This is a genomic window from Streptomyces arenae, assembly GCF_022343545.1.
Taxonomy (GTDB): domain Bacteria; phylum Actinomycetota; class Actinomycetes; order Streptomycetales; family Streptomycetaceae; genus Streptomyces; species Streptomyces humi.
The window spans coordinates 26,402-37,719 of record NZ_JAKQYH010000021.1; the positions used below are offsets into that span (position 1 = coordinate 26,402).

10 protein-coding genes are annotated in these 11,318 nt (G+C 73.5%); 5 read left to right on the plus strand and 5 right to left on the minus strand.

The genetic code is table 11. The annotated features are described in order from the left end of the window. The first annotated feature begins 26 nt into the window (after positions 1–26). Positions 27–980: an LAETG motif-containing sortase-dependent surface protein gene (locus MB828_RS11750; protein ID WP_133023604.1), complete on the plus strand. Its 954-nt coding sequence runs from the start codon at positions 27–29 to the stop codon at positions 978–980. Between the two features lie 82 nt (positions 981–1,062). Here the strand turns inward: MB828_RS11750 and MB828_RS11755 are convergent, their stop codons facing one another. Then, the gene (locus tag MB828_RS11755) at positions 1,063–2,070 is read right to left on the minus strand and encodes a nucleoside hydrolase (protein WP_301648109.1); all 1,008 of its coding nucleotides are present in this window, start codon (positions 2,068–2,070) and stop codon (positions 1,063–1,065) included. Between the two features lie 444 nt (positions 2,071–2,514). On the opposite strand from MB828_RS11755, the gene MB828_RS11760 reads away from it, so the two are divergent. After that, positions 2,515–3,294, plus strand: a complete 780-nt coding sequence (locus MB828_RS11760) for a hypothetical protein (RefSeq protein WP_301648110.1) — start codon at positions 2,515–2,517, stop codon at positions 3,292–3,294. Positions 3,295–3,316: 22 nt separating this feature from the next. On the opposite strand, the gene MB828_RS11765 is transcribed toward MB828_RS11760, so the two are convergent. The 3 genes from MB828_RS11765 to MB828_RS11775 form a co-directional block, all read right to left on the minus strand. Further along, complete coding sequence (locus tag MB828_RS11765; protein WP_301648115.1) at positions 3,317–4,120, minus strand: TIGR03943 family putative permease subunit; 804 nt, start codon at positions 4,118–4,120, stop codon at positions 3,317–3,319. Beyond that, positions 4,117–5,121, minus strand: coding sequence for a permease (locus MB828_RS11770; protein WP_301648111.1), 1,005 nt, complete (start codon positions 5,119–5,121; stop codon positions 4,117–4,119). Before MB828_RS11770 ends, MB828_RS11765 begins: the two co-directional genes overlap by 4 nt. A 167-nt stretch (positions 5,122–5,288) precedes the next feature. Then, entirely contained in the window at positions 5,289–6,632 is a 1,344-nt protein-coding gene (locus MB828_RS11775) for a helix-turn-helix domain-containing protein (protein ID WP_133023608.1), read from the minus strand. A 208-nt stretch (positions 6,633–6,840) separates the two neighbouring features. Here MB828_RS11775 and MB828_RS11780 point away from each other — a divergent pair, with 208 nt between their 5' ends. From MB828_RS11780 to MB828_RS11790, 3 genes are all read left to right on the plus strand, one after another. Next, positions 6,841–6,963: a hypothetical protein gene (locus MB828_RS11780; protein WP_301648112.1), complete on the plus strand. Its 123-nt coding sequence runs from the start codon at positions 6,841–6,843 to the stop codon at positions 6,961–6,963. A 223-nt stretch (positions 6,964–7,186) separates the two neighbouring features. Further along, positions 7,187–7,951: an NPP1 family protein gene (locus MB828_RS11785; protein WP_301648113.1), complete on the plus strand. Its 765-nt coding sequence runs from the start codon at positions 7,187–7,189 to the stop codon at positions 7,949–7,951. 172 nt (positions 7,952–8,123) lie between these two features. Then, the gene (locus MB828_RS11790) at positions 8,124–10,097 is read left to right on the plus strand and encodes an Ig-like domain repeat protein (protein ID WP_301648114.1); all 1,974 of its coding nucleotides are present in this window, start codon (positions 8,124–8,126) and stop codon (positions 10,095–10,097) included. Positions 10,098–10,112: 15 nt separating this feature from the next. Here MB828_RS11790 and MB828_RS11795 read toward each other — a convergent pair whose 3' ends face one another. Beyond that, positions 10,113–11,168 carry a hypothetical protein gene (locus tag MB828_RS11795; protein ID WP_133023611.1) on the minus strand — a complete coding sequence of 352 codons (1,056 nt, stop codon included), beginning with the start codon at positions 11,166–11,168 and terminating at the stop codon, positions 10,113–10,115. Between the last annotated feature and the right edge of the window lie 150 nt (positions 11,169–11,318).

Genomic DNA, 11,318 nt, shown 5'->3' on the forward strand with positions numbered 1-11,318 from the left:
GCTGACTTCCGCACGATGGGATATCCATGTCCATAGCCAGCCATGTCACCGCGCGCCGCCTGCTGGGGACGGGCGTCGCGTCGTTCGCCCTGTGTGCCGCCACCGTCGCGGGCGCGTCCGGCGCCTGGGCCCACGGCGGTGCCCCCGGCGGCGACGGCTGGAACTCCGGCGGCCACTACAGCCCCGGCACCGGGGCCGGCACGGAGACCGGCACCGACAAGTGCCAGTTCTCGGTCGACGGCTCGGACTTCTTCGACTCGGTGAAGGTCGACGACCAGAACCTGAAGGTCACCGACGACGGCAAGGTGCACATCAAGGTCCGCGCCGCCGGTGGCGCCGCGAGCTGCACCGCCTCGCTCGCCTCCTACATCGCCCACGGCCCCACCTTCGCCACCTCCGGGCAGCAGATCTTCGTCGACTTCGACTCGGTGACGGTCAAGCAGGGCCAGACCGACTCCCTCGACATCGCGGTCCCGGACGCCGGCTGCTTCGCGCAGATCGACCTCTACCGGGGTGCCGTCAAGTTCGACGGCGAGAAGGACGCCAACGACGGCTTCGAGCACGGGGACCTGCCGGCCGGCCCGGACCACGCGGTCATCAAGGACAAGCTGATCGCGTCCTGGAACGGCGGTACGAAGGACTGCTCGACCAGCGAGTCCTCGTCGCCGTCCCCGTCCGCCCCGGCGCCCTCGGAGTCGGAGTCCACCCCGGCCGAGCCGTCCACCCCGGCCGAGGAGACCACCGCCCCGGCACCCTCGGAGAGCTCCTCGACCGGTACCGCCACTCCGACGCCCTCCGCGTCCGAGTCGAGCACCACCCCGGCGCCCGCGCCGAGCACCGACTCCGGCCGTGGCGGCGACCTCGCCCACACCGGCGCCAGCTCCAGCACCGGCTACCTCGCCGGCGGCGCGGCCGTGCTGCTGGCCGGCGGCGGCGCGATCGTCGTCGCGACGCGGCGCCGGAAGGCGGCCCGCGGCTGACGCGCCACCGCCCCGCACCGACGTGTGCCCCGGCCGTCTCGGACGGCCGGGGCACACGCGTGTCTCCGTCCAGCGGGTGTCCTCAGTTCACTTCGCCTGGTCCGCCCGGGGTCGTCGCCGCGACCGTCCGCAGATAGAGCCGAACGTACCGGGGCACGTCCACGTCGAGCGCCACGTCCACCAGGGACCGTTCCCGGCCACCGCCGTGGATCTCGGCCTCGCCGGGGCGCGGGCGCCGGTCGACGATCGTCTGGCCCCGGGTCGGCCCCGGCGCCAGCGACACCTCGACCGGCAGCAGCCGGGTGGTCAGCCCGCCCGGGTCGGCCACGGCACACACGGCGCCCGCGTCGCCGAGACCGCCGGCCGCGTCGTCGCCGGCCCCGGCCACACCGTCCGGGTCCGGGGCGGCGGGCCGGTGCGCGAGCAGGTCGCCGGCGAGCCGGGCCCCGGGCTCCGTACTGGCGCGCAGCCGTCGTACCTCCGGGCCCGGCACCACGACCCGCTGGAAGACGTCCAGGCCGTACATGGTGATCGGCACGCCCGCGGTGAGGAGCACGGCGGCCGCCTCGGGGTCGTGCCAGACGTTGAACTCGGCGACCGGGGTGGCGTTGCCGGTGGCGACCGCGCCGCCCATGAACACGATCCGCTCGATGTTCCGGGTCACCTCGGGGTGGGTGCGCAGCAGCAGGGCGATGTTGGTGAGCGGCGCGGTGGGTATCAGGGTGACCGGCCGGGGCGAGGCGAGTATCTCGCGGCGCAGCAGGGTCACGGCGTCCACGTCGACGGGGCGCCCGGCCGGTGCGGGCAGCCCCAGGTCCCCCATCCCGTCCGTCCCGTGCACGTGCCGGGCCGACCGGGCCGCCTCGAGCAACGGCCGCTCCGCGCCCCGGGCGACCGGGACGTCCCCGGCGCCGGCCCGCTCCAGCACGGTCAGGGTGTTGCGGACCACCCCGTCCACGTCCGTGTTCCCGGCGACACAGGTCACCGCCCGCAGCTCCAGCCCCGGATGCCGGACGGCGAACAACAGGGCGAGGGCGTCGTCGACCCCGGTATCGCAGTCGATGATCACAGGAATGCGCTGACCGGCCACAGAGGGCTCCTTCCGTCAGTCCCGACCTTACGCACGCCCCAGAACCCCCACCCGGCCACACCCCGCTCACCGCCACAGGCGCAGGCGCGGGCGCGGGCGCGCTAGACCGACACCGACACCGGCACCGGCACCGGCACCGGCACCGATGCGACGGGACGGGCCCCGTCATACGGCACCGGCACCGTCGCAGACACGACGGCAGCCGTCATACGGCATCCGGGACGCTCGGAGGCGGGGCGGGCGCCGGGGAGGCCGGCCGGGCGGGGCCGCTCGTGGTGTTCCGGGATGTGACGGACGCGGAGCCGTCGTGAGTGCCGCGCGGGCCGCCCGTCCGGCCGGGCCGGCTCACCCGGACGGGTCGGAGCGGTGGTGGCCGGGGTCGTGCGGTGGTGGCGTGGGAGCAGCCGTTTCCGCCGCTGGTCCTGGTCCCCGGGAGGCCCCGCCATGAGAGTCACCGCCTCCGGTCTTGCCGTGGCCGGTCTGCTCGCCGTCTCCGCGTGCACGGCGGGCCCGGCCCCGCGGGCCGACGCGCCCGGCTCCGCCCCGGCCGCCGCCGACCGGCCCGCCCCGGCCAGCGCCGCCGCCTCGCCCGGCGCGTCCGGTGCCCCGGTGCTCACCGTCGACCAGGCGCAGGCCGCGCTGATCAGCGAGGCGGACCTGGGGGTGCCGTGGACGGCGAGCGACGGCACCGCCACCTGGCACGACGGGCTGCTGAAGGCGACCACGGCGCAACCGGACTGCCAGCGCCTGCTCGACGCGCTGTACGCCGACGACGTGGCCGGCGCCCCGGCCGGACCGCAGGCCGTCGTCACCCTCGACGACGGCGACGACGCCGCCCAGCTCCGCTACCAGGTGGACGCGAGCCACGCCGCCGGCCTCGACCGGACGCTGGCCTGGCTGCGGACCCTGCCCGGCAGCTGCGGACGGTTCACGGCCCAGACGACCCGCTCCGGTGTCGAACTCGTCCAGGTCGCCGACGCCGGCCTGCCCGTACTGGGGGACGCGCGGCAGGGCCTGCGCGTCACGGTCACCTGGCAGGGGTCCGCCGACACCGACCCCAGCACCCTCACCCTCGACCTCGCCGTGGTCCGCGTCGGCGACGACGCGATCGTCCTCACCACCGGTGCCCTCGGCACGCTCCCCTCGGACACCACCGGACAGGCCCTCGGCACCGGCGTCCAACGCCTCGCCCAGGTCCGCGAGAAGGGCCGCGCCCAGGCCTGAGCCCCCGCCCCGCGGCCGGGGCCTAGCGGGTCTCGTAGGGGTCGGACGGCTGCCGCACCGTCTTCAGTGCCGTCGCGTCCAGTACCGGCGGCCAGGCCGCGTCCGAGCCGAGTCGGCCCTTGGGGTGCCAGGTGCCGGTGACGGTGACCCAGGTGTCGGCGGGCGGCGCGTCCGCGCCCCGGATCTCGACCTTGCCGGTGGTCGCGTCGGCGGCGCAGCAGGTGACCGTCAGCCGGGTGAGGTACCAGCTGCCGGCGCTCGCGCCGTCCGTCACGAACCCCGTCATCACGACCGTACGGCCGGTCAGCGAGCGTCCGCTGTCGTAGATCGCCCGTGAGCTGAACTCGGCGAGCGTCAGCCGCACGGGGTCGCCGGACGGCAGCGCCGGGAAGGTCCCGACGCCCTGCGCCGCCCGCTGCGCCGCCTCGCGCTGCGCGCTGTACGAGCCGAGGGCCGGCGGTGGAAAGAGCAGCAGGGCGAGAGCGGGAAGCGCGAGCAGCCACGCGACACGAGGACCGTGAGCATGGCGCCCGTGCCCGCCCCCACCTCCATGCCCGCCCTCAGCTCCGTGTTCGTCGCGGCGGCCTCCTCCCGGCTCGTCGCCGTGGGCTCCGCCCACCTCGTCGCCGTGTTCGTCCGGTGTCCGGGTCCGGGTGCGCGGGATCGCCGTGGCGATGCCTAGGAGGATCAGGCCGGTCCCGGACGCGATCAGGTACGGGCGCAGGGCCGCCTGGACGTAGCGGAGGTACAGGTCGCCGAGGAGCGTGATCCGCAGGACCGCCGCGCCGACCAGGCAGAGCAGGACCGGGCCGCCGTACCGCCTCACAGCAGCCACCAGCCCACCAGGACGGAGGCCGACAGCGCCACCAGCCAGGTCGCCGAGGAGAAGCGGAGCGCGAAGCCCCGGCCGAAGGTGCCCGCCTGGAGCGCGAGCAGCTTCAGGTCGACCATCGGGCCGACCACCATGAACGCCAGTCTCGCGGTGGCCGGGAAGGCGCTGAGCGAGGCGGCCACGAAGGCGTCGGCCTCGCTGCACACGCACAGCACGACGGCCAGCAGGGCGAGGAGCGGTACGGCCGTCCAGGCGGAGCCGGTGAAGGCGTCGAGGACCGACCTCGGTACGGCGATGTTGAAGGTCGCCGCGGCCGCCGCGCCCAGCACCAGGAAGCCGCCGGCGTGCAGGAAGTCGTGCTGGAGGCCGGTGAGGAAGGCACGCGGGCCGAAGACTTGGTGTGCCCCGGCGCGGTGGGGCGGCCGTAGCCGGTCGGCGCGGCCGGACCGCGTCCACAGCCAGCCCATCGTCACCGCCGTGCCGAAGGAGGCGAGGAGGCGGGCCAGGACCATCTCCGGCCGGCCGGGGAACGCGATCGAGGTCGCGACCAGGACGACCGGGTTGACGGCCGGGGCGGAGAGGAGGAAGGCGAGGGCCGCGGCCGGGGCGACCCCGCGGCGCATCAGGCTCTCGGCGACCGGCACCGAGGCGCACTCGCAGCCGGGCAGGACGACGCCCGCGGCTCCCGCCACGGGAACGGCGAGGGCCGGGTTGCGGGGGAGGAGCCGGGTGAAGACCCGTTCCGGGACGAAGGCACCGATCGCGGCGGAGACGACGGTGCCGAGGAGGAGGAAGGGGACGCCCTGGACGGCGACGGCCGTGAACACCGTCCACCAGGCGGCCACCGGTGGGGTGTAGAGGTCGAGCGCGAGATTGGGGCCCAGGACGGACACGACGGTCGCGATGGCGAGCAGGGCGGTGCCGCCGAGGACCACGTGGACGACGGCCCGTGTCAGGAGACGCAGGCCGTCGGCGACTGTCCGTTGGTTGTGCACTTCGGGGAAGGTAGTGACGGGAGCTGTCGCTCGGCACAGAGGAGGCTGTGCGTCGGGTGCGGGTCCGGCGGGAGCTGGTCGCGCCCACGCGGGGGAGCCGCACATCGGTACCGCCCCGCGCCCCTGAAAGAGCCGTCGCCCGGCACGGGCCACGGCCGGCGTCCTCCCTACAGCGGCGGCTGCGCCGGTGCCGGGCCCAGGGTCGTCGTGCCCGGGGCCGTCCGGTGACCGAGGCCGGTGCGGTACGCGTCGAGGGCCGCCTCCACCCGGCCGGTGCGGCGCAGCAGGTCGCCGAGGAGCCGGCACAGGTCCGCCAGGTCACCGGCCGCGCCCGCCCGCTCCAGCAGGCTCAGCGCCCGGACGTAGTGCTCCTCGGCCGCCTCGGTGTCCCTCGCGTCCTCGGCGATGATGCCGAGCAGCCGGTGGGCGGCGGCCGAATGGACCGCGCCGCGCTCGGAGTTGAGGTCGCCGAGCACGTCGTGGAGGAGACCGGCCGCCTCGTCCGACTTGCCCCGCCGGTGCAGGACGTCGGCCAGCTCCACGGCCGCCTGGCTGCGGTACAGGGCGGCACGGGTCTCCGAGAGCATCGCCAGCGCCTCCCTCAACTCGGCCTCGGCCCGCTCCAGTTCGCCGTTCTGCGCACAGACGTAGCCGCGCATCCAGTGGCAGTTGGCGAGTTCGGTGCGCAGCTGGAGCTGACGGTACAGCTCGGCGGCCTTGGCGAGGGAGGCGTCGGCCTCGGCGACCCGGCCCTCGGCGAGCAGCGTACGGGCGACGGACCGGTGCATCCGGGCGATCAGAGCGGGGTCGCCGGCCTGCGGGGCGAGGGCGAGGGCGAGTTCGGCGGCCTGGGCGGCGCGGGCGTGGGCGCCCATGTCCATGTAGGGGCCGATGGCGGAGGCGTACAGGAGCAGCAGCGCGTCCGGGTCGTGCAGGCCGCCGCGGTTGAGCTCGTCGAGGGTGGACTCCAGCAGGTACACGGCGTACCGCAGTTCACCCGCGAGGTAGTGGCTGACCGCACGGCCGCGGATCGCCGGGACGCGCACCGGCAGCGGTTCGCCGGCCGTCCACAGCTCGGCCCGTTCGAAGAACTCCCTGGCCCGGCCCAGCTCGCCGGTGTCGAGGGCGCACTCGCCCATGCCGAGCAGCGCGGTGGCCTGCTCCACGGCCAGCCCGTGCGCCTCCGCCTCCTCGAAGAGGGCCGCGTACTGGGCGGCGGCCTCCTCGGCGGCGCCGGTGGCGAGGGTGCGCTGGGCCTCGGTGAGCCGCAGCCTGAGGTCGGTGGCGAGGTGGGCGGGGCGCCCGCTGGCCAGCTCCTCGAAGCCGACGCCGAGCCGTCCGGCGATGTGCCGCAGCGCCTCGTCGGAGGCCCGTACCCGGCCCGCCTCCAGCGTGGAGACGTAGGCGGGCGTGTAGGCCGGTTCGGCCAGCTGTCGCTGGGTCAGCCCCCGTTCGGTGCGCAACTGCTGCACCCGTCGCCCGATGGTCTCCGGGTCGTCCCGTTCCTGCATTGTGCCACTCCCCCCAACTCCCCTTGCACCCCTTGCCGTTGAGCTCTGACTGCCCCTAGGTTAAACGGCGGATTAAACCTGCTTAACCCGCCCCTGTTGTTGCGAGGTCGCCGTGCCCGGACGCACATCCGCACGCCCTGCCGCACGCCCCGCCGCGCTTCTCCCTTCCTGGCTCCGCTCGTTCGGCGGTACGCCCACCGTCCGTAGTGTGGCAGCCGCCGTGATCGCGGTGGTCGCACTCGTCACGGCCGGCAACGCGGGCCCCGCCGGAGCGGCGGACAGCGGCCCGCGGTCGACCGCCCCGGCCGCGGCCGACCACGCACCGCGCTGAACACGGACCGCCCTGAACACGCACCTCGCTGAACACGGACCGTCCTGAACACGGACCGCGTTGAACACGCCGACTCCCCGCCTGTGGACGCGGGTTGACCAGTTCCGCGAAATGCCGCCCGCCGTTTGACAGAAAGCCCTTCCCTCGCACGCCCGGGGCCGCCACGCTCTCTCCAGCCGGATGTCATGTCCGGAACCAATCGAGGACCGACTGGAGCCCCCCGATGTCCCGAACCAGGACCCGCCGACCCGGCCGAGCCGCCGCCGTCGTGGGCAGCGCCGCCGCGCTCACCCTCGCTCTGCCGTTCAGCGCCTCCGCGGGCGTGCTGCAGAACCTGCCGGAGAACGCCACGACGTTCCAGAAGTTCTTCGAGCCGCTGTACGACTACGACACGGACAGCTGCTACCCCGCCGCCGCCATCGACCCCGACGGCAACCTCAACGGCGGCCTCAAGCCGACCGGCTCGGTCACCGGCCAGTGCCGCGACGGCCATCTCGACCACGCGAACACCTACTCGCGGGCCAAGTGCGACAACGGCTGGTGCGGGATCATCTACGCCAGTTACTTCGAGAAGGACGAGGCCGCCCCCGGGATCGGCCACCGCCACGACTGGGAGTGCATCGTCGTCTGGGTGAAGCAGGGCGCCGACTACCCGTCGTACCTGTCCGCCTCCCAGCACGGCGACTTCGAGACCGAGGCGGTCGCCGACGTCCCGATGAGCGGCCGGCGCGTCCAGGTCGTCTACCACAAGGACGGTCTGAGCACCCACGACTTCCGGTTCGCCAAGTGGGGCGAGACCCCGGAGAACGACGACGGCGCCTGGCACCAGGAGAACCTGCTGACCTGGGACAACATGGCGTCCAAGCTGCGGGACGTGCTGAACGCCTCGGACTGGGGTGACGCGAACCTGCCGCTCCAGGACGCCAAGTTCGACGACCACCTCGCCAAGGCCAAGCCGAGCGCGATCACCTTCGACGCGTACGCCTGACCGGCTTCCGCCCCCGCCCGGGAATCCCGGATGCCGATTGTCAGTGGCATGACTTAGTCTTCGTTGCATCCGCCACACGCGGCCCACAGGGAACTCACACAAGAGGACTCGCACATTCGTGGGCCGCGTTCTGTGGCGCCCACTTCATTCGATCCGGGGGGTTCGAATCAGCGTGCGTATGCGCACCGTCACGGCCGCCACCACCCTGGCGGTCCTCTTCAGCTCCGCGGCCCTGGCGGCCGCTCCGGCCTACGCCGACACCAGCGGGCTCCTGCCGGTCAAGTCGGTCGGTGACATCGTCGTCGACGGCGCCCACCAGCAGGTGTTCGTCAGCGACCCGAGCAACGGCAAGATCGTCGTCACCGACTACTCGGGCACCGTGCTCAAGCAGCTCACCACCGATCTCTCCGGCGTCGCCGGCCTCGAACTGTCCGCCGACTCCGGCACGCTCTACGCGGCCGTGCAGGACAAGGACGCCATCGCCGTCATCGACACCGCGACGGACACCGAGACCACCCGCTACGCGGTCGGCGACAAGCCGCTGAGCGTCGCCCTCGCGGGCGGCAAGCTCTGGTTCGGCTACGGCGGCGACGCGGGCGGCAACATCGGCTCCGTCGACCTCACCGGCGACCAGCACGAGGTCACGCTGGACCAGGACAACAGCTGGTACTCCGCGCCGGTCCTGGACGCGGCGCCGGGCACCGACATCCTGGTCGCCGGCCAGCTGGGCCTGAGCCCGGCCACGGTCGCCTCCTACGACGTCTCCTCGGGCACCGCCGCCAAGCTGGCCAGCACCCGCGAGGCCGGCAGCAACCTCGGCGACCTCCAGGTCACCCCCGACGGCAAGGACGTCGTGGTGGCGAGCGGAGCGCCGTACTACCACCAGGTGTTCAAGACGTCCGACCTGAACGAGGACGGCAAGTACACCACCACCGCCTACCCGAACTCCGTCGCGATCGCGCCCGACGGCACGGTCGCGGGCGGCAGCTTCGCCTGGTACGACCCGGACGTCTACATCTTCCACCCGGGCAGCAGCGAGGCCGTCCGCTCCTACGACTTCCCGAACACCGGCCACTCCAGCGGCGCGGACACCCTCGCCACCGGCGGGCTGGCCTGGGCGCCGGACGCGTCCCGCCTGTTCGCGGTGACGTCCAACGACGCGGACGTGTACTCCCTGCGCGAGTACGACGGCCCGGCCAAGGCCGCCAGCACCCTCACGGTGAACGCCCCGGCGTCGGCGACCCGCGCCAAGCAGCTCACCGTCACCGGCAAGCTCTCCTCGACGGTCGCGCTGCCGGCGGGCACCCCGCTCGCGGTCACCCGTACCGACCTGGAGTCCCCGAACGGCAAGGCGCTGCCCGCGGTCACGGTCAAGGCGGACGGCACCTACTCGTTCACCGACACCCCGCCGGCCGGCGGCAAGGTGACGTACCGGGTCAGCTACGCGGGCGACGCCGGGCACACGGGCGCGTCCGCCAAGGACACCGTGGACGTCTCCCGCGCCAAGCCGACGCTGTCGCTGAACAACAACGGCAAGGTGTACGCGTACGGGAAGGACGTGAAGTTCACGGCCCACCTCGGGACCACGTACAAGAACCGCACGGTGGAGATCTGGGCCGACCCGTTCGGCTCGGACAAGCCCAACAAGCTGGTGAAGTCCGGCAAGGTCGACTCGCACGGCAACCTGTCCGTCGTCCTCGACCTCAAGCGCGACACCAAGGTCACCGCGAAGTTCTCGGGTGACGCCCGCTGGCAGCCGCGCTCGGTGTCCAGCACGGTGGGCGCGAAGGTCAGCATCTCCATGTCGGTCAGCCGCCAGTACAAGTCGAAGAAGGCCTGGGGCCAGACCTACTACTACTTCCACAAGACCAAGAACCCGCTGTTCACGACCAAGATGCCGTACTACGACGGCCGTGCCCAGCGCTTCGACTTCCAGGTCTACTACCAGGGCCGCTGGTACTCGGACACCTCCCAGTACTTCGCCCTGGCCACCAGCGGGCTCTCGAAGGTCGAGTTCGGCGGCAACCACAAGGAGGACGTCGGCTGGCGCTTCCGCGTCCGCTCCGACTACATCAACGGCTCGTCCGGCGACACCGTCAACTCCACGACGTACGGCGCCTGGAAGTACTTCACCTTCACGAGCTAGCCAGCCGGCTCCCGGTCAGCTGGTCTGAAGCTGCCGGAGGTGCTGCTGGACGTGGTCCAGGGCACCTTCCCGGCGGCCCGGCACCCTGAGTCTCAACTCCGCGAGCGCGGGCCCCAGTTCACGGGCCCGCGCCGCGTCCTTGATGGCCCCCCACTGGTGGTGGGCCCGGTCCACGGCCGCCTCCACGGCAGGGGTGTCGGCGGGCTCCCCGGCGGCCAGCCGCGTGGTGGCCACGGTCAGCCAGGTACGGCAGCTGCGCACCGCGTCCCCGGCGAACATCGCGAGGTCGGCCCGTACCTCCGACCAGTGCAGCGCGTCCTCGGAGGCCGGCCCGTGCGCCCGCGCGGCGGCCTCCTCCCAACGGGCGGCGAGTCCGTCCGCGTCCGCGTACCGCCCGTCCCGCACGGCCGAGCTGATGGCGTCGTGCGGATCGCCGCCGTCCGGGCCGTACGTGCTGAGCAGCATGTCGGTGGCGGTCTCGGCACCGAGCCGCACGAGCACCTGCTGGTGCAGCTGCTCCAGCGCCGGCCGGTGCCCGCTCCTGAGCACCGTCGCCACGGCCTTCATGTACGACGGCACGGCGACCTCCCGCCGGGCGGGCGGCGGCGCGATACGCCCGTGCACGGCGTTGTTCCGCCCGGAGTCCAGGGGAGCGGTGCGCAGGTGCGCCCAGGTCTCGTGGTCCGCGTGCAGGTCGAGCACCAGCGACGTCGCCCCGGGCGGGCGCAGCCGCAGCTCCTCCCGGATCCAGTGCCAGGGCAGCGCGGTGTACCGCACCGTCGCGGGCGTGGTCCGCGCCAGGGCCAGATGCGGCAGCCGCTGCCTGCGGTCCAGGTGCAGCTGGCCCGTGACGAACAGGGTCAGCGGTCCGGGGGCGGCCGCGGCGGCCCGCAGCCGGGTCAGCACGGCCTGCGGCTCCAGGGGGTCGGCGAGTTCGACGACGTTGGCGGTGTCGGTGCCGGAGAGTATCGCCGGGGGCACGGCCGCGAGCACGGGGAGCACGGAGGCCGCGTCCACCAGTCGCCCTTTGCCCGTCGGCGAGGCCGCGAGCAGCAGCACGGTTCCGGGCATCGGCCCTCCCCCTTGTTCCCCAGGTCCACTTACGTCAGCACGGTAACCGCTGCGCCTGCAAAGCGTGCGCCCGAAGCCCCCTTTCCCCCAAGTTCCCCCACCCCCCACCTGCCCCCTCTCCATCCCCGCGCCGCCTGGCCTCCCGTTCCA

Coding starts and splice junctions, on each gene's coding strand:
- MB828_RS11750 (WP_133023604.1), top strand. CDS start 27: ATGTCCATAGCCAGCCATGTCACCGCGCGCCGCCTGCTGGGGACGGGC.
- MB828_RS11760 (WP_301648110.1), top strand. CDS start 2,515: ATGAGAGTCACCGCCTCCGGTCTTGCCGTGGCCGGTCTGCTCGCCGTC.
- MB828_RS11775 (WP_133023608.1), bottom strand. CDS start 6,632: ATGCAGGAACGGGACGACCCGGAGACCATCGGGCGACGGGTGCAGCAG.
- MB828_RS11785 (WP_301648113.1), top strand. CDS start 7,187: ATGTCCCGAACCAGGACCCGCCGACCCGGCCGAGCCGCCGCCGTCGTG.
- MB828_RS11795 (WP_133023611.1), bottom strand. CDS start 11,168: ATGCCCGGAACCGTGCTGCTGCTCGCGGCCTCGCCGACGGGCAAAGGG.